The organism is Paenibacillus sp. J22R67, from assembly GCF_059692175.1.
In genome coordinates, this window is record NZ_JCAUAX010000004.1 from 825,917 (window position 1) to 847,140 (window position 21,224).

General features: G+C 47.4%; 12 protein-coding genes. 11 read left to right on the forward strand and 1 reads right to left on the reverse strand.

Going from position 1 to position 21,224, the window contains the following annotated elements:
* The first annotated feature begins 64 nt into the window (after positions 1 to 64).
* The 9 genes from AC58VC_RS19835 (at position 65) to AC58VC_RS19875 (ending at position 18,027) form a co-directional block, all read left to right on the forward strand.
* Complete coding sequence (locus AC58VC_RS19835; RefSeq protein WP_497370544.1) at positions 65 to 2,650, forward strand: exo-rhamnogalacturonan lyase family protein; 2,586 nt, start codon at positions 65 to 67, stop codon at positions 2,648 to 2,650.
* 44 nt (positions 2,651 to 2,694) lie between these two features.
* Entirely contained in the window at positions 2,695 to 3,963 is a 1,269-nt protein-coding gene (locus AC58VC_RS19840) for an FG-GAP-like repeat-containing protein (RefSeq protein ID WP_497370545.1), read from the forward strand.
* A gap of 11 nt (positions 3,964 to 3,974) precedes the next feature.
* A complete protein-coding gene (locus AC58VC_RS19845; RefSeq protein WP_497370546.1) occupies positions 3,975 to 6,182 on the forward strand; it encodes a glycoside hydrolase family 88/105 protein in 2,208 nt (735 codons plus the stop codon).
* Between the two features lie 238 nt (positions 6,183 to 6,420).
* A complete protein-coding gene (locus tag AC58VC_RS19850; protein WP_497370547.1) occupies positions 6,421 to 8,670 on the forward strand; it encodes an AraC family transcriptional regulator in 2,250 nt (749 codons plus the stop codon).
* A gap of 178 nt (positions 8,671 to 8,848) precedes the next feature.
* A complete protein-coding gene (locus AC58VC_RS19855) occupies positions 8,849 to 10,438 on the forward strand; it encodes an extracellular solute-binding protein (protein ID WP_497370548.1) in 1,590 nt (529 codons plus the stop codon).
* Positions 10,439 to 10,527: 89 nt separating this feature from the next.
* The gene (locus tag AC58VC_RS19860) at positions 10,528 to 11,430 is read left to right on the forward strand and encodes an ABC transporter permease (protein ID WP_497370549.1); all 903 of its coding nucleotides are present in this window, start codon (positions 10,528 to 10,530) and stop codon (positions 11,428 to 11,430) included.
* A gap of 13 nt (positions 11,431 to 11,443) precedes the next feature.
* Positions 11,444 to 12,322: a carbohydrate ABC transporter permease gene (locus tag AC58VC_RS19865; protein WP_497370550.1), complete on the forward strand. Its 879-nt coding sequence runs from the start codon at positions 11,444 to 11,446 to the stop codon at positions 12,320 to 12,322.
* A 73-nt stretch (positions 12,323 to 12,395) separates the two neighbouring features.
* The gene (locus tag AC58VC_RS19870) at positions 12,396 to 14,474 is read left to right on the forward strand and encodes an alpha-glucuronidase family glycosyl hydrolase (RefSeq protein ID WP_497370551.1); all 2,079 of its coding nucleotides are present in this window, start codon (positions 12,396 to 12,398) and stop codon (positions 14,472 to 14,474) included.
* A gap of 61 nt (positions 14,475 to 14,535) precedes the next feature.
* Entirely contained in the window at positions 14,536 to 18,027 is a 3,492-nt protein-coding gene (locus AC58VC_RS19875; protein ID WP_497370552.1) for a glycoside hydrolase family 2 TIM barrel-domain containing protein, read from the forward strand.
* Positions 18,028 to 18,207: 180 nt separating this feature from the next.
* Here the strand turns inward: AC58VC_RS19875 and AC58VC_RS19880 are convergent, their stop codons facing one another.
* A complete protein-coding gene (locus tag AC58VC_RS19880; protein WP_497370553.1) occupies positions 18,208 to 18,366 on the reverse strand; it encodes a hypothetical protein in 159 nt (52 codons plus the stop codon).
* A gap of 304 nt (positions 18,367 to 18,670) precedes the next feature.
* Between AC58VC_RS19880 and AC58VC_RS19885 the strand changes: the two genes are divergently transcribed.
* Positions 18,671 to 19,528: a carbohydrate ABC transporter permease gene (locus AC58VC_RS19885; RefSeq protein WP_497370554.1), complete on the forward strand. Its 858-nt coding sequence runs from the start codon at positions 18,671 to 18,673 to the stop codon at positions 19,526 to 19,528.
* Positions 19,529 to 19,596: 68 nt separating this feature from the next.
* Positions 19,597 to 21,177, forward strand: a complete 1,581-nt coding sequence (locus tag AC58VC_RS19890; RefSeq protein WP_497370555.1) for a type 2 periplasmic-binding domain-containing protein — start codon at positions 19,597 to 19,599, stop codon at positions 21,175 to 21,177.
* Positions 21,178 to 21,224 lie beyond the last annotated feature (47 nt).

Consider the following 21,224-nt stretch of genomic DNA (forward strand, 5'->3'; position numbering starts at 1 on the left):
CTCATTGTAAGTAAGAGTTCTCGTTTTTACAATGAAGCTATGAGGGGAAGGGAGATGCGTGTATTTGGCAACGGAAACGAAAGTAAAGCTGAGCTGGTTAACCAAAGATAAAGCCAAAGATAAAGTAACGTCTATGCCTGTTGGTATGACTTGGGGAATACCGTGGAGGGAAGGCGAACTGCTTAAGGAGGAGTCCTTGCTTCTAGCGCAAGCAAACGGCGAGGGGACAATTCCACTGCAAAGCTGGCCGACGGCTTATTGGCCGGATGGCAGTGTGAAGTGGTCTGCACATGCGGCAGCAGTTCCACACCAGGTAGCGGACAGTTATATCATTAAAAAAGGAAGCGGGCCTGTCCCTGACAAACAAGTCATTGTTCGAGAGACGGACGATACGATTACGCTGGATACAGGTGTGATGGTTTGTACGCTGGGCAAGCAGGGCGCTCATTGGCTCAGGAGCATCGTCCGCCAAGGGGCAGAAGTGTGCAGTGGAGGCCATTTGATCGGCTTGAAGGAATCTCGCTCCGAGGTGTCCGGGACACGGACGGTGAAGGAAGAGCGGTTCGAGAGCCGCATTCAACAGGCGGTTGTGGAGCAGAACGGGCCTGTCCGCGCGGTGGTGAAGCTCAGCGGCAGGCATCGTGCGGTTCATGGCTCGCGGGAATGGCTGCCTTTTACAATGCGGCTGTATGTCTATGCGGGCTTGGAGTCGATTCGGCTTGTACATACCTTCCATTATGATGGCAATCCGAACGAGGACTTTATCAAAGGACTTGGCATCCGTTTTGCGGTGCCAATGCGAGGTGCCCACTATAATCGGCATGTTCGATTTGCCGGGGATAACGGGTATTTTAGTGAATCGCCGAAAACACTGCACACACGGCGTACGAAGGGGAAATACCGGGAGCTATTTGAACGCCAGACGTTAGGCGAGACCGTTGATTTCGACCCGCAGGAAGATGCTTATTTTTTAAGCCTATTGGACGATTCCGCAACGTGGGACAGCTTTAAGCTTGTCCAGGATTCATCCGATCACTACCGTATTTGGAAGCAAACGAAGACAGTATGCAGCTGGGTGAAAGTGACGGATGGACAACGGGCAGGCGGGCTTAGCTATGTTGGCGGGGAAGGCGGTGGACTGGCTGCTGGGTTGCGCCGTTTCTGGGAAAAACACCCGTCAGGTTTTGATGTGCAAGGCATGGCAGAGGCGGAAGCTGCTTTGACGGTGTGGCTGTGGTCGCCGGACAGCACGCCAATGGATCTTCGCCATTACGATACGGAAACACATGTGGAGTCGTCCTATGAAGGTGCGGACGAGCTTCGCGCCACGCCGTATGGCATCGCTAATACGAGCGAGATGACGTTATGGTGTTTGGCAGCGACACCAGGATCTGAGCTGCTGGATAGCCTGCTTGCGGAGACGCAAGATCCGTCTTTGCTTGTTTGCGAACCAGAGTATTATCATGCGGTGCGCGCTTTTGGTTATTGGAGCCTCCCTGATCGGAGCAGCTTGGTGAAAGAATCGCTGGAGCAGCGGCTGGACGGCATTATTGCGTTTTACCAGGACGAGGTGGAGCAGCGCAAATGGTACGGGTTCTGGGACTATGGCGATTACATGCATAGTTATGACCCCGTTAGACATGTATGGAACTACGATCTAGGCGGATGTGCTTGGCAAAATACGGAGTTAGCGCCAAATATGTGGCTGTGGATCATGTTTTTACGCTCAGGCCGGGGGGATATCTTCCGCATGGCGGAGGCGATGACTCGGCACACGAGCGAAGTCGATGTGTACCATTTCGGGGAATATGCGGGTCTTGGTTCAAGGCATAATGTCGTGCATTGGGGCTGTGGCTGCAAGGAAGCTCGCATTGCCATGGCAGGCCTTCATCGTTACTACTATTATTTGACGGTTGACGAGCGGATCGGAGATATGATGGATGAAGTGAAGGATTCGGATTTCACGACTGTGAATTTGGACCCAATGCGAGCCTACTTTCCGAAGGATGAGCACCCGACTCATGTCCGTGTAGGACCGGATTGGGCGGCCTTCAGCTCCAACTGGATGACCCGTTGGGAACGTTATGAGGATACATTTTACAGGGACAAAATAATCGTAGGGATCGATTGCATCAAAGAAGCAAACTACGGACTGATCTCCGGGCCTACTTATGGGTATGATCCGAAAACAGGTGTGCTAACGCCGCTTGGCGATGATAACTGGGACCGTCATTTGGCCATTTGTATGGGTGGCCCACAAGTATGGTTCGAGCTCGCCGGCATGCTGAAGGATCCGAAGTGGGAAGAAATGCTAGCCGATTTTGGTGTTTACTATAACAAATCGCAAGAAGAGAAGGACCTCCTGACGAATGGGGAGATCAGCACCAAGCACTTCGAACACCCTGTTCTGAGTGCAGCGATCGTGGCTTTTGGCGCCTACTATAAGCAAGATCAAGAAACAGCGCGCGCATGCTGGTCCATTCTATTGAGCAACCCATTCGCCCGTGTCGATTTGCAAAAAGATGCTTCGCATGTCACACACGTGAACGACCTCAAGGAGATCGATTGGATGAATACGAATGAGGCGGCGCAATGGTCACTCAACACCATTATCGCTTTGGAGTTCATTCCGGAATACGCGAATATGTAGGTCTTGGCGCCTTGATAAAGAGTTTACATATGGAGGGATATTGGATGCAACAAACGTTGAAGGAACCGCATCTCATTGCGAAAATAGATATTCAGGCGGCGGGTCCCCGCTGCAAAATGCTGCTCGGCGATCTGAATGGAGACGGCAGGATGGAGGTGCTCTTGGTGCACCCTGACAACCGTCAGGATGTCAGATACATTCCCCATCAAGTACAGTGCTTGACTGCATTCGATTTGGAGGGCAATCTACTTTGGCAGACTGGCAAGCCGGATTCCGGAGCGGGAAGCCAAGGGTCGGATTATCCTGCGCAAATTGCAGATATTGACGGTGATGGACGTTTAGAGGTTCTATGCGTGATGGACAATCGATTCTTGATTTTGGATGGGCAAAATGGGCAGGTAAAAGCTTCTCATGAGTTACCTAGCGAGCACGCTCATGATTGTATTATCGTAGCGAATTTGACGGGCGGCTGTGCAGCGGGAGATATCATCCTGAAAGATCGCTATCACACCCTGTGGGCGCTCGATCGCGCGTTTAATCTCCTTTGGAAACATGAAGGCAATCCAGGGCATTTTCCTTGGGTTTACGATTTCGACGGTGACGGGCTTGATGAAGTCATGGCTGGTTATGACCTGCTTGACCATGATGGCCAGCTGCTCTGGAGCTGCCGGGATTTGGACGATCACGCAGACTGTATTTGGGTTGGCGATGTGAACGGAGATGGGGAGCCGGAGCTTGTGATCGGCGGCAGTGTCACGGTCATGTATGATCGCCATGGCCAGGAGCTCTGGCGTTACGAAGGCTCGATCGAGTCCCAGCATATCGCGCTCGGTCGATTCCGCAGCGACTTGCCGGGACTTCAGATCGCAGGCCTCGATCGTCTCGTGCGCGAGGATGATGGCAAGGGTTTGAAAGGCAAAGACGCGCTTTTCCTTTTGGATAGTGAGGGGCGAGAGATCTGGAAGGAAGACCGCCAAACAGACGGCTGGCTGACCATCATTGAACCTCTCCGCGGTTGGGAGAAGGGCGCAGCGGATTACATTCTCGCTTATCGCCGTGGTGGTGGTGTTTTCCCAACCTTATATGACGGCCATATGAGCGCGGTTGTTTCTTTTCCACTTGAAGGCTATGTGGTGCATGCCGATTTGTTCGGCAGCGGGAGCGAGCAGGTCATTATCTTTAATAACGAGACGATTGCGATTTATGCGAGTCAGCCTCATGATGTGACCGAGAAGCCTTCCGGAGTACCGCTGCCTCAGCCGAAACGGTTGTCCAGCTCCACATTGTACCCCGGTGGCGAGATCCCAATCTAATGGAGGAAGACATGAAGATGAGCCCCTATTTTCAACCAACCGAATCAATCGCTGGAAAAGCCAAGTCTGACGAACATATACTAGCGACAATCGCTGGAAGATTCATCGGCGCTAACCCTAAGCATCCGCCGGTTTATCGGATCTACTCGGCGGAAGGCTTCCGTCGCGGAGCGGATTACCGCTACGAAATGGATCTTGCGCAGAGATGGCCTGAACTGGAGGATGGACAATTTGTCTACGTCTGGGGGAAGCTTTGGAGCGATGGGGAGATCGAGCATCCGTTCAGCGTAAGCTGCTATTGTCCTGTACGCATTATGGTGAACGGGACGCAGCAATTCGCGTCGAACCTGAATGACGATGTGTTTCCGGAGCGAAGCAGCTATTTCCGTGCCAAACTGAGCAAAGGCTGGAATCACATCGTTCTGGAATTCGTGGCAGCGGTAACGGGCTGTGGCGGCAAGTTCGGAACTGGAAGCATCAAAGGTTTCCCGATGCATATGCTTGCCCCCTTAGCTGACCGGGACGGTCAAGAGGGTTGGGTTTACAGCAGCCCACAATCGGCCGCATGGGAAGTCATGCCTGGTGCAGGGGAGGATTGGGAAAGCTCGGCTGTAGATAAGTGGTATCCACGAACGGCGTGGACACCACAGGAATTGAGCAGCGGATGCTTCAGCCGCATCTACGGCGCAAAGCCAGGGCTGATCGCCTGTGCGTGGACGAAGCTGGAGAACAGAAACCCGAGCGTGCAAAGGGTCAGGTTTACAGGTGACTATCAGGGGCGGCTGACTGTGTACTTAAACGGCACTCCCGTGTTTGAGAGGCTTGAGCAGCGGGCGGATGGTCCGCTTGAGATGACACTTTCGATTCCGTTTGGTGTCCACGATCTCGTTGTCCGTTCTACTTGCGAGGCTCCGATTTGGGGTGTTAACCTAGAAATCGAACGCGAGAGTGCTGAAGAAGCCACTCCTGTGAAGCGAATCCCGCCTTTTCCTGTTGAAGGACTACCCGATGGATGGTTGTACGCAGGACCTTTCTCGGTTGATAATGCTCCTAACCCAGCCACAATTACTCGCATGGATGCACCGCTTGGCTCAGAAGATGAGCGCACATTCTGGCGCGCCGATTTGCCTGGAGCTTGGGTACGGCCTTATCTGGAGAATGCCATTTACGGAAAATGGAACTATCCGCTTGGGGTGACACTCTATGGCATCTTGCGAACAGGTCAGGAGTTAGGGGATCCGCATTACACGAATTACGCCGCAGATCACATCGAACAATGCACCTCCTTGTTCGTTTACAGCCGTTGGGATCAGGCGCAATACGGCTCGCCGGGCGTGAATCATCAATTAACGCTGATCGACAGCTTGGATGATTGCGGCTCCTTCGGTGCAGCGATGCTAGAGGCAGGCAAACTTCGAGCGCTGGATGGCGCAGAGGCGGCAGCCGAACACATAGCCCATTACATTACGCAGGAACAAAGCCGACTTGAGGATGGGACGTTGTACCGAACGCGGGGGACGACCGATTTCATGAAGGATACAGTCTGGTGCGATGATTTATATATGAGCACGCCGTTTCTCAGTAAGTACTACGAGCTTACAGGTGATACTGCGTATCTGGATGATGCAGCGAAACAGTTTCTGCGGTATAAAAAGCTGATGTTTATTCCCGAGCAAGGCATCATGCATCATGTATTCGATTTTAAATTCAGCAAAGGAAATGGCGTGCCTTGGGGCCGAGGCAATGGCTGGGTGCTGTTTTCGTTAACCGAACTGCTGGCCATCATGCCTAACGAGCATCCTGAACGCCCGGAGTTATTGGCATTTTTCCGTGAGTTGTGCCAAGGGTACAGGCGCTTACAGGGGATGCAGGGCTTATGGCATCAAGTGCTGACAGATCCGGAATCGTATGCGGAGGCATCTTGCACATCGATGTTCATCTACGCTTTCGCCAGAGGCGTCCGTTTCGGCTGGCTGGAGGAGACAGCTCCTTATGTGGAGGCTGTGCTGCATGGTTGGGATGGCTTAACGCGATATGCGATCGACAAAAACGGAAATGTATACGGCGTATGCCGAGGCTCGGGGTATTCATTCAACAAGCTGTATTATAAGGATCAGCTGTCTTGGCAGCTGAACGATACGCATGGAATCGGTATTGTGTTGTTAGCGGGTATTGAAACGATGAAGCTAAGAAAGCATCTATCGGATTGCAGCAACTAAGATAAGGCTGTCCCAAAAGTCATCCAATGACCGTGGGACAGCCTCTATTTGTATACCGTGGCAAATGCCCGTTAGAACCCGCAAGATTACAAATTGCTGATCAGATTCATATTGTAGATTCCGATAGTTGCGAAATTGTAGATCCAATTCTAGAATGGTTTGATTGAATTGACCGAATGATCCTATATAATGAAAGACAGCAAGAGGACAGGAAGTGTTCATATGAGGAGCGTCGGATATGGTACGAAACTTTATGAAATTTAGCAATAGTGTAGCGTTTAAGTGGATCATCTCCTATGCCGTAATTATGATTATTCCTTTGATTGTAAGTGCGATCGTCTATTTGCAAACAACACAAATTATTGAATATGAAATTCGTCGTGCCAGTAATGCCATGCTGAATCAAGTTAAATTCATTGTTGATAATGAGTTGAAACAAACGGAGAAACTGGCTGCTCAACTCACCATTCAACCGGATATCAAGAAATATTTGCAGCTTGATGAGGCTACAGAATCGGAGAATGCTTTCCATATCTACCAAACGGGACAGGAACTCAGCAAATACAAGTCTATTAACGATTTTATTAGTGGCATTTATATTTACTCGTCCAAACTGGATAAAGTATTAACCAATGAAACGTATGCAGATTCCAAATTGTTCTATGAAATGACGCATCAGTCTCCTCAAATGACCTATGACACGTGGTTGGCAAGCGTGCGGGAACAAAACCAGAAGAAATATCAATGGATGCCGATCACGGAGTCGGACAGGCCGGGAGAAACGGTTGTCTTTATGGAATCCTTAACGAACAAGGTTGAGAGAACACAATCCGGGATGTTAATGATGCCAATTAACAGAAACAACATCCAGCATTTGCTGGAAAACGTTGATTGGGTGAATAGGGGCCGAATTTTTATTGTCGATCAGCATGATGAGATTCTTTTTCAAAATCGCAATGGAGAAACCGTACCGAAATCGTACTTTCAATCCTTACAAGGCTCCGACAGCATGACGACAATTGTTGAATCAGATACCACGGCATGGCGATATGTGAGTGTATTTCCTTCTGAAGTATTCTGGGAACGAGCAAGAGAGATTCGCAATTTGAACTTGATAGGACTGTTGATTTGCTGTCTGATCGGAGCTGGTGTGATCTCGTATTTTGCCCGAAAAAATTACGGTCCCGTCCGTGAACTGGTCCATGTATTTTCTCGCTTCAAAAAGGAAAGTGAAGGCGACAAAGATGAATATGCCTTCATCCGGGAGAGCGTACTTGCGACTTTGCGAGAGCGGGACGATATGAATAATCAGCAGCACCAGCAATTTCGAGTTCTCCAGGGTTACTACTTGTCACGGTTGTTAAAGGGACATATGGAGGAGTCATTATCTGTAGAAGAAGCGGCGGAAATCTATCGGCTACAATGGACATCAGAGCAGTTCACGGTACTGTTGTTCCATATGGAGTTAGCCCAAGATAGCAGAAAAACTTCGCTTGAGTTATCACATTTTATTGTTTCTAATATCGTGATGGATTTGATTCGTCGCCGGCATCTGATTCATTTTACTGACTTGGACGGTATGCTGGGGGCAATCGTGAACATTAATCCGCTGCATGCAAACTCTTGGAAAGAGGACGTTGAGCAAGCGCTCTCGGAAGCGTTGGAATTTATCGAGCAGCGTTACGGGTTGATCTTTGCTGTGGCAGGAAGTGAACGGCAGGATGGCCTCAAAGGAATTCACCAAGGTTTCTTGCAAGCCCTTGAAGCTAGAGAATACAGCCTGCTGCTCAATGAGAATGGATTTATTTGGTATGGGAATGTTAAACAAGAGGAAACGGATTATTATTATTCCATGAATGATGAGCTGATTTTGATTAATGTGATCAAGGTCGGAGACTTGCCTAAGGCTACCGAACTGCTCGATGAGCTGATCGAAGGTATTTTCAGCAGGCAATCCTCCATTGAAATGATTAAGTGTGCGATGATTGATCTGGCGAGTACGATGATGAAGACCATCCCTTTAGAAACGAGTAAATCGGCTATTTGGGAAGAGCGGCGCCCAGTCAAACGATTGCTGAGCTGTTCCACTCGCGCTGAATTCCGGCGAGAGCTGCTAGAGATTGTTACTCTCGTCTGCGAACGTGTTCAGACTAGGATCTCTCTTGTGAGCAATATGGGTATTGGCAATCAGGTTGAAGAATACGTAAAATCCAATTTTACGGATGATAATTTAAGTGTCTCCATGATTGGGGCGCACTTTGGCATCACGCCTCAATATGTGTCCAAAGTATTCAAGACGCATGCAGGACAAGGTCTCCATGACTATATTAGCCAGATTAGGATTGGAGAGGCCAAGCTTCTCTTGGACGAGGGAGCTTCTATTGATGAGACAGCGCTGAAGGTCGGGTTCACCAGTAGCAGCGCGTTTATTCGGGTGTTCAAAAAATATGAAGGCATCACGCCAGGACGATACAAAAGTTTGCCCTAGCACATTTAGCTGTGAATAACCAAAAAGACGATTGTAGTCAAATTGACGATCGTCTTTTTTTCATACTGTCAATCGAGTTGCGAAATTGAACATTGTCGGTGAAGGGCAGGTCGATTACATTGGGAAAGCGGCAGATCAAGTTACTTTTACTTTCCATTTGATGAGGGGGATATTGTTAATGAAATCAATAAGCAAAGGCAAGCTGCGCAGTTCCGTAGCTCTTATAGTAGGGTCCGCGCTGCTCGTGGCGGGTTGTACGGGAGGCCAGAGCAATGAGGCTGCGCCTTCGACAGCAGCGAATACAAGCAGCAATGCAAACTTCTCTTACCCGATGCCGGGGAGTACACAGCTTACGTTCATGACGGAAACGCTCGGCGGCATTCCTGAGAAAATGCCGATTGATGATGAATATCAGAAGCGAACGGGTATCGCCATTAAGCATTTGGGCGGCACGCCGATGACGGATCAGAAGTTCAGTCTGCAGCTTGCATCCGGGGAGCTGCCGGACATCTTCCTTAATACATGGCTGCAATATCCGGGTGGTCCGGAGAAAGCAGTAGAGCAAGGTTATATATTGAAGCTTAACGATTACATCGACAAATACGCGCCTAATCTGAAGAAAACGCTGCAGGACAATCCAGAGATCGATAAAATGATCAAAACAGATAACGGCACCTACTACGCATTCCCATTTATCCGTTCGGAGGCTGGTCGTGTGTATGGGGGACCTATTATCCGCAAAGATTGGCTTGACGAGCTAGGGCTCGCTGTTCCTGAAACAATCGATGAGTGGTATACAGCTCTGAAGGCATTTAAGGAGAAAAAGAATGCCACAGCACCGGTGACTTTCCGTACGATATTCCTAGGTGAGCGTACCGGGGGCTTCGCAGGCGCGTACGGCGTCATGGGCAACTATTATGTAAAAGACGGCAAAGTCGTCTACGGTTACTTGGAACCGGAGTACAAAGAGTATCTCAAAACAATGAGTAAATGGTACAAAGAAGGGCTCATTGATAAAGACTTTGCGTCGATCGATGCAGCGACAGTCGATAAGAAGATGACATCCCAAGTGAGTGGGGCCACGTTCGGCTGGCAGTTCTATATCGAGAAGTACAATTCGACTGTACAAGCTACAGATCCTAAGGCGAACTATGTGGCTGCGCCGTACCCGACGCTAACGAAAGGGACTAAGCCTGAATTCGGCCAGTTGGACAATGCCTATGCAGGCACGAGTTCCGCAGCCATTTCAGCCAAAACCAAGAACATTGAAGCGGCTATGCGTTGGTTGGATTACGCCTACTCCAAAGAAGGAAGCATGCTGAATACTTTCGGTATTGAAGGAGTTACCTATGAGTTGAAGGATGGCAAACCTGTGTATACCGATATGGTCGTCAAAAATCCGCAAGGTCTGGGCAGTGACCAGGTTATGCTGCAATATGGACATGGCACAAACTTCCCAATGATCCAGCAGGATAACAATTTGCCAGCGAAATATACACAAACGACAGATGCGATTGATATTTGGAAAAATACGAATCATGCGAGCCATTTGCTGCCACCGGTAACTCCGACTGCGGCAGAAGCTGATGAAATGTCCAGCATCATGAACGATATTAATGCGCTAGTGAAAGAGGCGGAATTGAAAATTATTCTTGGAGCTGAGCCGATCGACGCTTATGACAAGTATGTTCAACAAATGAAGAGTATGGGAATTGAACGCGCGCTTAAGATTCAACAAGCGGCTTATGAACGATATATGAAGCGATAAGGAAAACCGAGGCTGGGGACCGCAGCTGCTAAGCAGCTGCGGTCCTTTGTTCGAAGCCGATTAGGGGTTATACGAAGGAAGGTGGAGCGATGACCAGCTTAAGAAGAGATTTGATACGCAATAAGTGGCTTTATATCATGATACTCCCCGTCATCATCTATTACATTGCTTTTCAGTATGCGCCGATGTATGGCGCAATCATTGCCTTTAAACAATTTGTGCCTGCCAAGGGAATCCTGGGGAGCGATTGGGTGGGCTTCAAGAATTTCAAGGATTTCTTTTCCAGTATTTATTTTTTTCGTGTAATCAAAAATACCATTTTGCTCAGCATGAGCAATCTGCTTTTCGGATTTCCGGCGCCAATTATTCTTGCTTTACTCTTAAATGAATTAAAGAGTCCGATATTTCGCCGCATTACGCAAACGATTACGTACATGCCCCATTTTATTACGCTGGTCGTAGTTGCGGGCATCATTCGGTATTTTACGCTATCAGACGGTTTAGTTAATGACGTGATCGCCTTTTTCGGCGGCGAGCGGGCAGCCTTCCTGCAGCAGCCGGAGTCGTTTCGTCCCATCTATGTTATCAGTGAAATCTGGCAGCAGATTGGCTGGGGAACCATCATTTATCTTGCAGCGATATCTGGTATCGATCAGCAGCAGTACGAAGCAGCCAAGATCGACGGCGCTACGAAGTTTCGTCAAATCTGGCATATTACGCTGCCGGGTATCCTTCCTACGGTTATGATCATGCTCATTCTTGCGTTAGGTAATCTAATGAACGTTGGTTTTGAGAAGATCATTCTGTTGTACAGCGCGAGCATTTACGATACCGCGGATGTCATATCCACTTTCGTGTATCGGAAGGGGATCCTGGAATTTAACTATGGCTTTAGTACGGCAGTAGGCTTATTCAATTCCGTTATCAATTTCATCATTCTTCTGCTGGCTAATTATCTCAGTAAGAGGGTCAGTCAGAACAGCTTGTGGTAAGGAGGAAACGACGATGAACCGACCGACTTTTGGAGAAAGAGTCTTTGATGCTGTCAATAGTTTGATTATGGTGGTATTAATTTTAGCCACGTTATACCCATTGCTATATATTTTGTTCTCCTCTTTGAGTGATGGCAACAGGCTGATCTCGTTCGATGGCATCTTGCTGTGGCCGCAAGGCTTCTCGCTCGATGGCTACAAAGCCGTCTTTAGTAATACAACCTTTCTTCATGCTTTTAAAAATACGTTCTTCGTGCTGTTCGTTGGGTTGGCGATTAATCTAACTTTAACTTCGCTCGGTGCTTATGTGCTATCCCGGGATGATGTGAAGCTAAGCAAGCCAATCATGTTTTTCATTGTATTTACGATGTTTTTTCAAGGCGGACTCATTCCTTTCTATTTGATCGTAAAGTCTTATGGGCTAACCAATACCTTATGGGCGTTAATTCTGCCGTCAGCTATCAGTACCTTTAATCTAATCATTATGCGAACGTATTTTCAGGCTTTGCCGAAAGAACTTGAGGAGTCGGCCTTCCTGGACGGAGCTGGTCACTTCACCATCTTGTTTCGCATTTTCCTTCCATTATCCATGCCAGTTGTGGCCGTGATGATTCTGTACTATGGGGTAGGGCACTGGAACAGTTGGTTCAATGCCATGATCTTCTTGCGTGATCAGAGTTTATTCCCGGTTCAATTGGTGGTCAGGAACATTTTATTAGAGAATGACAGCGCCAATATGATTGGCACGACGACACTTACACAGAGTCAGAGTGTTTCCGAAACGCTTAAGTATGCAGCGATTATCGTTACGACGCTTCCTATCTTAGTTTTGTATCCTTTTTTGCAAAAGTATTTTGTAAAAGGGGTTATGGTTGGTGCTTTGAAAGGCTGATCGGTCAGGGAGCGGCAAGTATAGGAGTGACACGAGGCTTGATGTAAAAATAGAACAGATAGGAGGTTCAAGCGTGAACGAACCCATACGGGATAAAGGCTACACAGGTTGGCTGCGCTATGAATCCATAGAAGATGAGAAAGTAAAGCAGATCTACTCGAACTGGTGTTCTATGCTAAGTGTAACAGGTCAATCTGAATGTTTGCAAACAGCGAAGCAAGAACTTATTACAGGTCTGCAAGCCATGTTAGGCGTGCAGCCAAGTGATTGGCACGACTCGACTAGCAATCACTTGGGGAGGATTGTACTCGGAGTTGCAGGAAGTTCACCGCTTATTGATCAAGCGCTTGCTTGGAGCAATCATGGCGCAAGTGACAGTGATGGCTATGCCATCCTTTCAGGCACCGATGAACAAGGACGTTACCTGGCGTTAGCTGGGTTCACGGAACGCGGGGCGCTCTATGCGGTTTTTCACTTTCTGAAGCTGCTGCAGACCCGTAAGGAACTTGAAGGTCTAGTCATTCAAGAAATTCCGCGGAATGGGCTGCGCATGATCAATCAGTGGGACAATATGGACGGCTCGATTGAGCGGGGTTATGCGGGGAAATCGATATTTTACGAAAATAACCGCATTGTCGAAGATGTAACCCGGGTTCGGGATTACGCAAGGCTTCTTGCTTCGGTTGGTATGAACGCTATCTCAATAAACAATGTGAATGTTCATCAATGGGAGACCAAGCTGATCACGAATCAGGGATTGACGGATGTGAAGCGAATGGCGGAAGTATTTAGAGCGTATGGCATTCGTCTTTATTTAAGCATTAACTTCGCAAGCCCGATTGAGATTGGTGGTTTAACGACAGCAGATCCACTCGACCTGGATGTTGCCAAATGGTGGCGCGCCAGAGCGGAGGAAATTTATAGTCAGATCCCTGATTTTGGCGGTTTCCTTGTGAAGGCGGACTCGGAATTCAGACCAGGTCCATTTACATATGGCCGCAATCATGCGGACGGTGCCAATATGCTGGCGGAGGCGATTGGACCTTATGGCGGGACCGTCATATGGCGGTGTTTTGTCTACAACTGCCTGCAAGATTGGCGTGATCGTTCAACAGATAGGGCCAAAGCAGCCTATGATCACTTCATGCCGCTGGATGGTGAATTTAAAGATAATGTGATTCTCCAGATCAAGAATGGCCCGATGGATTTCCAAGTGAGGGAACCCGTGTCTCCCCTATTCGGAGGTCTAACACGAACGAACCAAGTGTTGGAGTTGCAAATTACCCAGGAATACACGGGACAACAGCGCCATTTATGCTACCTAGTGCCCCAATGGAAAGAGGTGCTTGATTATGACACTTATGCCCTTGGAGAAGGATCATGGGTAGCTAGTACGGCAAGCGGAAGCTTATTCAAAAGACCGCTTGGCGGAATGGCGGCTGTATCGAATATCGGCAACGATAGCAATTGGACGGGCCATGACTTGGCTCAGGCCAATTTGTTCGGATTTGGCCGATTGGCGTGGAATCCATTCCTCTCGGCGGAAGATATTGCAAGAGAATGGATACAGATGACATTCTGCTGTGATTCGGAAGTGGAAGCTACCTTATTAAGGATGTTGATGGACTCGCGTGACATCTACGAAAGTTACACGGCTCCGCTTGGTGTAGGTTGGATGGTGAATCCTAATCATCACTATGGACCTAATGTGGATGGTTATGAATATGCCAAGTGGGGGACTTATCATTTTGCTGATTGTAATGGGATAGGTGTAGATCGCACTTTATCTAGCGGAACAGGCTATTCGGCGCAATATCACTCGCCACAATCGGATGTCTACGAATCACTTGATAGCTGTCCGGACGAACTGCTCTTATTTTTCCACCACGTTCCTTATACCCACAGGCTGAAATCAGGTAAAACAGTAATTCAGCATATATATGACACCCATTTCGAAGGTGCCGAGCAAGCGGGAGATCTTCTTAACAAGTGGGATTCCCTAGCGGCTAAAATTGATACCTTGCGCCATGAAAGGGTGCGCCGTCGACTTCTTGATCAGGCTGAACATGCCAAAGAATGGCGGGATGCCATCAACACGTATTTCTATAGAAAAAGTGGCATTAAGGATGAACATCATCGAAAGATTTATTAACTAGGACAAGAAGGCTGCCGATTGATTTCGACAGCCCTTTTTATAGAGGAGGCTTAAGCGCGTGAATAGACAGACGCTCTTTAACGACGGATGGGAATTTGCGAAAAGCAGCTTGGAAATGTCAGATTGCACGGGTCTCGCGTTCGAGCCTGTTGATCTTCCCCATGACTGGCTTATTTATAACACGCTAGATCTGTATGAAAACAGTATCGGTTGGTATTGTAAGACCTTTCATTTGATCGAAGAAGATCAGCATAAGCAGCTTTTACTTCATTTTGATGGTGTGTATATGGATTCTTGCGTCTATGTGAATGGGCAGTTTGTAGGGGAGTGGAAGTATGGGTATTCTTCCTTCGAACATGAGATTACAAATGCTGTCATCCTAGGGGAGAATGAAATTGTTGTGAAAGTTGTCCATCAAAGCCCGAACAGCAGATGGTATTCGGGTGCGGGCATTTATCGCAATGTGTGGCTCAAGACCAGAGAGCATACTCATATTGCTACAAATGGTATCTACGTCTCAACGAAGAAGACGGATGAAGGCTGGCAGGTTGAAGTCGATACAGAAGTAAGCCTAACCGAAGACGTGTTGATTTCGCATTCGATCCTGTTAGGCGATCAAATAATTGCTTCTGTAACTGCTGCGGAGATGGCTGTCGCAGGCAGTGTAGTTATCCTTAATCAGCAGCAACTATTTGTTCAGAATCCTGAGCTATGGAGTACGGATCTTCCGAATCTCTACAAGCTGATTACCAGATTAGAGCTGGTCTCTTCGAAGCGTGAAATCGAGATTATTTCGCAGAATCTAGGATTTCGAACCATTGTTATGGACGCCAATGAGGGCATTCATTTGAATGGGCATAAGATCAAATTAAATGGGGTTTGCGAGCACCATGATTTAGGGGCTTTAGGGGCCGCATTTCATAAAACAGCGATGAAGAGAAGGCTGGATATCCTGAAAGAAATGGGTGTCAACGCGATTCGGACCGCCCATAATATGCCGGCTTCAGACTTCATGGACCTTGCAGATGAGATGGGCATGCTAGTCATTACGGAAGCTTTCGATATGTGGGAAAGACCCAAAACCAAGTTTGATTATGCCCGATTTTTTAAGGAATGGGCATTCGCTGATGTGAGAAGCTGGGTGATGAGGGACCGGAATCATCCGAGCTTGCTGATGTGGAGTATCGGCAATGAGATCTATGATACCCATGCGGATGAGCGAGGACAAGAGATAACCAAGATACTGATGGACTACGTCGAGCAGTTTGATCCTAAAGGAAACGCAAGGGTGACGATTGGCTCTAACTATATGCCATGGGAGAATGCTCAGAAATGTGCCGATCTAGTCAAGGTCGCAGGATATAATTATGCAGAAAAGTATTATCACAAGCATCATGAGGCGCACGAGGATTGGATTATCTATGGAAGCGAGACATCTTCAGTCGTACAAAGCCGGGGGATCTATCATTTCCCGTTCGAGAGATCCATTCTTGCCGATGATGATGAGCAATGCTCCGCGCTTGGAAACAGTCCGACAAGTTGGGGGGCCAAATCTGCGGAAGCTTGCATCATTGCTGAGAGAGACGCACCGTTTTCGCTTGGCCAGTTTATATGGACGGGGTTTGATTATATCGGTGAACCGACGCCGTATCATACGAAAAATTCCTATTTCGGGCAAATCGATACGGCAACCTTCAAAAAAGATTCCTATTACATTTATCAGGCAGCATGGACGGATTATAAAGTAAAACCGATGGTTCATATTTCCCCATATTGGGATTTCAATGAGGGTCAGGTGATTGATGTCAGGGTCTGTTCCAATGCGCCGAGGATTGAACTGCAGTTTAATGGCATTCAAGTAGGCAGCTATGACATTGATCATAAACAGGGTACACAGCTCGTCGGCTGGTGGAAGCTCCCTTATCAAGAAGGGGAACTGAAGGCGATCGCTTATGATGAACTGGGTAATATCATTGCTACCGATAGTCGCCAATCGTTCAGAGATGCGAAAAAAGTCCGTTTGACGGCGGATAAAGAAACGCTTCTAGCGGGTGGTACGGATCTCATTTTTCTGGAAATCGGCATGGAAGATGAGGAAGGGCATCCTGTAGAAAATGCCAATAATCGCGTGCATGTTCAAGTGACGGGAGCAGGCCGGCTTCTTGGTCTAGATAACGGAGATAGCACCGATTATGATCCCTATAAGGGACTTAGTAGAAGGCTGTTTAGCGGTAAGTTGATGGCTATCATTGGAGCAACAACAGAGCCTGGAAAGATTCAGGTTGAGGTACGATCTGAGGGCTTGGATGGTCCTTCATCTATAGAATTTGAGTCTTTGCCAGCAGAAAAGGCGACAGTTGTTGGCGTTTCCGCAAATACCCGGAATCAAGAGCTGCCGTGTGTCCTGGGAAGCAGCCAGGAAATTCCCCTTCGTAAAATAGAAATCATTAGCGAAGATGGACAACAGTTGAATGAAACGAACAAAGAGATGAGAGTAAGGGCTAAATTGCACCCTGCAGATACTTCTTATCAGGAAGTAGAATGGAGTGTAGTGGATGCTGCTGGGATCATATCTAATATCGCGAGGGTGGAAGCTAATGGTCCAGAAGCGAAGATCACTGCGCTTGGTGATGGCGAGTTCCGTCTTCGCTGCACGAGCAAGAATGGCAGTGACAAGACCAAAATTATATCCCAATTGGAATTTAAAATTGCTGGTCTAGGGACAGCTTATCTGGACCCTTATGGTTTTATATCCGCTGGTCTATATGATTATAGTAAGGGGGATGTAGGCAACGGGAATGAGCGAGGAGTAGCTACGAGCAGGGATGGCGAAACGCAAGTAGGGTTTCACCAGATTGACTTTGGCAACCACGGTTCCGATACGATCACTATGCCTATATTCGCCTTGAGCAGTGAAGAATACGCTATGCAAATTTGGGAAGGCATGCCCGAAGAGAAAGGAAGCTCCTTACTGGCAGATGTCATTTACCAAAAACCATCCAAATGGAATACGTATCAAGAAGAAACCTATCGTTTGTCCAAAAAACTACGCGGAATTACGTCGATCTGCTTTGTTCTTCGCCAGAAAGTACACATTAAGGGGTTCACTTTCGAGCAAAGTAACAGAGCTTATGAGAATAACCTCGCGGTTGACTGCGACCGCATCTATGGGGATACCTTTGAAATGACAGAAGCGGGTGTAGAGGGGATAGGCAATAACGTTTCCTTGGAATATGAACACATGGATTTTGGGAGTGATGGTGCAAAGAGGCTGGTTGTGTTCGGGCGATCACCGATTGATAAAAACACGATTCAAATCCGGTTTGCGGATCAAGACGGAGAAAAGAGTGGGGATCAGATTGGTGATCAAAGCGTAGATCAGAACAGAGATCAGAAAGGGGAAAGTACTCGGCTCGTGGATTTCACGTTGTCTGAGGGGTACGAGGAGCGGGTTTATGAATTGGAAAAGGTCACTGGCATTCGCAAAGTAACGTTCATCTTCCTTCCGGGTTCCCAATTTGATTTTGGTTGGTTCCGGTTTGAGCGTTAAGTATACAAAATATAGGAAACGAAAAACACGCCTGCGTTGGCGTGTTTTTTTCTTCTTTTGGTGGATAACTGGTAGATTTGTGCCCACCAATCAGACAAGTTGCAAAAAGTGCAGCAAATGATCTCGTTTTTGCCGCTATTAGAGATAAACATGTAAAAAGTACATGTAATTTAGTGCTTTTTACACGAAGTAGGCATAAGTCGCTAGTTTTGATGTACTTTTTACAAGGTTTGTATCAAAACCGATGATTCCAAACGAATTTGCTGTACTTTCTGCAGGATTTGCCATTTCCATAAAAATCAGCATCGCCCCGCATCCAGCTTGACTCACTTCACCCACGCGTATTACAACTGCAGCTCCGCTCAGGCCATTAGGTGAAATCCGTTGATCAATTCCGAGTTAAATGGTAAGATTAATTTTATTTTTAGGTGAAATCGTGTATTTGTTTTATCATTCACTGTGGGATTTCTCGATTATTAAACTTTTGAAAAACCCTTGATAGTACAAGCTTTCCAAGCGATGAATTCAAATTTTAATCATTAGTTCAGAAACTAATTATATATTCACACACCCGTTTTATACATAATTAAATTAGTCGGAATTAACCGAGTGACAATAGAGCTTGATGAAGGAGAGTTAGCAGATGAGTCCAAAAGGAGGCAACCTATTTTCGATTTTCAATATCATTTTTTTGAGCGTGTTGACCCTAGTCACTCTTTATCCCATGTGGCGGGAAGTGGCAGTGTCCTTCAGCGGCATGGAAGAGGCGATGAAAGGCGGCCTATTTTTGTGGCCGAAAGACTTTACTACGGATGCTTACGTCAACATTTTACATTCCCGGTATTTATGGCTTGCGTACGGAAACAGTTTATTTATTACCTTGGTTGGCACATTGATCGGCGTATTTTTGACGGCGGCAACCGCTTTTCCACTTATTAAACAAGATTTACCCGGCAAAAAAGTGTTCGTTCTGCTTATTTTGTTCACGATGCTGTTTAGTGGTGGGATTATTCCTACCTATTTACTGGTAAAAAGTGTCGGACTGATCAACTCGTTATGGTCATTGATTCTGCCGACGGCTATATCGGCGTACAACGTGATCGTTATGATGAGCTTTTTTCGAACGCTTCCCCGAGAATTGGATGAATCGGCGACCATGGATGGGGCTCATGCCATTCGTATTTTTGGCAGTGTGATTCTTCCGCTCTCTAAACCAGTACTCGCTACAATTGCATTGTGGGAGGCAGTTGGTTACTGGAACAACTATTTGCAGGCGCTTTATTACCTGAATGACAAAAGCAAGTACGTACTTCCCGTGCTCCTTCGGGATATTATCAACGGACAGACAATTGCCCAAATGACGGGGGAAAGCACGGGGTCATCGACGGAATCGGTGATTGCAGCGACAACGATCATGGCGGTGCTTCCGATTCTTATTGTCTATCCATTTTTACAGAAGTATTTTGTACAGGGGACTCTGATCGGTTCGGTGAAAGCGTAAGATCTGCTTCGGACTTGATATTATTGTTGACTAGCCTTGAATAAGATTGAATAGGGGGAATAAATACCATGTCATTTCGTACATATAAATCGATTCTAATCTTGACGATTGCAGCTAGCCTTACAGCTGCGTGCAGCAGTAACCCCGAGTCCGAGAATGCTGGTGCATCAAGCGCTCCTAGTACAGGAGCTCAGCCAAATAAGGCTTCCGGCAGTGACTCCGCCAAGGTCACATTTAAGATTTTTCGCAACTTTCAAGCACCTGAATACCCAGCAGATGGCGGGCCAGCGAAGCAAAAGGTATTGGCTGCGCTTGATCAAGCAGGAATCAAAGGCATTGATTACAATATTTCAATGGCCTCTGGTGAGGAGTATAAGACCAAGCTTAACCTGCTTGCTTCTTCCGGGGACCTGCCGGATTACTTTAGTGTGCCTGATCTACTGACATTAAACAGATTGACGGATGAAGGCTTGATTCTGCCGCTGGACGACTTGTTAAAGAATGCGCCTAATGTCACGAAGTTTCTGAAGCCTGAAGATTTGGAGATTCTGAAATATAAGGGTAAACTGTACGGCTTGCCGCCGGGGTACCGTCCAGAGACCTTCAATGGACCTAATGTGAACGGGCTGCTGATACGCCAGGATTGGCTGGATGCTCTCAAGCTGAAAACTCCGACTACCGTGGAGGAGCTTCATGATGTACTCAAGGCATTCACGTTCAATGATCCAGATGGGAATGGAAAAAAGGATACATTTGGCATTACGACTAACAAGCTTCTGGGGGCAGGAGCAAATGGTAATTATTTCAGCACGGTATTCGGCGCTTTCGGTGTCGTTCCAACGTTCTGGCAGCAGCGCGACGGACAGCTGAAGCAGGGAATGGTATTGCCGGAGACGAAGCAAGCGCTTGCTTTGTTACAGAGCTGGTATAAAGAAGGCATCATCGATCCGGAGTTCCCCATAATGGAAGCGAAACAAATGAACGAAAAGATCATTAATTCCAAAGCTGGCATCTTCGAGGGAACGGCGTTTGATGCAGATCCAACGGGAGCAAACTACAGCGCTTTGAAGAAGACGGTTGCGACGGCCAAGCTTTCCTTCCTTACACCGCCAGCTGGTGCCAACGGGAAAAAGGGAGCTGCTGAGAATTCGCCAGCATATAGCGATATCCGGGCGATATCAGCCAAAGCGAAGAATCCCGAGAAGCTGATCGAGTTAATCAACTGGTCGGCAGGACCAGGCTTTGACCTCGTCACTTACGGGATTGAGAATGAGGATTATCAATTCGATAAAGACAAAAACAAAATTAAGCTGCTTGTCCCTAATTATTCCGAGCTGTATAAGAAAGGGTATTCGAATCCGATTCGCTTCCTGCAAGTCGTAGACCGCCGTTGGTTAACAGATGAAGCGACAGCGGCAATGACGGTTTCCAACGATCCTCAAAATCTGGTTCACAACGAGTTCTGGAAGAGCGTTCAGGCAATGAACGATTATCCGGATATAAAGAAGCTTTGGGATGAGTATTTTGCCAAAATTGTCACCGGTGCATGGTCCGTCGATAAATGGGATGAACTAGTCAAACGGTATTATCAAGAGGGCGGGCAGGAAATCGAGAAGCAGGTAAATGCCGAATGGAAGAAAGCCAAATAAGGTTCAAATAGCCATAGGACGACGAATCGAATCATGCTTGAGTAAGA

Bases quoted from the DNA above. Each gene is read 5' to 3' on its own strand.
- AC58VC_RS19840 (WP_497370545.1), top strand. From the start codon at position 2,695: ATGCAACAAACGTTGAAGGAACCGCATCTCATTGCGAAAATAGATATT.
- AC58VC_RS19845 (WP_497370546.1), top strand. From the start codon at position 3,975: ATGAAGATGAGCCCCTATTTTCAACCAACCGAATCAATCGCTGGAAAA.
- AC58VC_RS19850 (WP_497370547.1), top strand. From the start codon at position 6,421: ATGGTACGAAACTTTATGAAATTTAGCAATAGTGTAGCGTTTAAGTGG.
- AC58VC_RS19855 (WP_497370548.1), top strand. From the start codon at position 8,849: ATGAAATCAATAAGCAAAGGCAAGCTGCGCAGTTCCGTAGCTCTTATA.
- AC58VC_RS19860 (WP_497370549.1), top strand. From the start codon at position 10,528: ATGACCAGCTTAAGAAGAGATTTGATACGCAATAAGTGGCTTTATATC.
- AC58VC_RS19865 (WP_497370550.1), top strand. From the start codon at position 11,444: ATGAACCGACCGACTTTTGGAGAAAGAGTCTTTGATGCTGTCAATAGT.
- AC58VC_RS19885 (WP_497370554.1), top strand. From the start codon at position 18,671: ATGAGTCCAAAAGGAGGCAACCTATTTTCGATTTTCAATATCATTTTT.
- AC58VC_RS19890 (WP_497370555.1), top strand. From the start codon at position 19,597: ATGTCATTTCGTACATATAAATCGATTCTAATCTTGACGATTGCAGCT.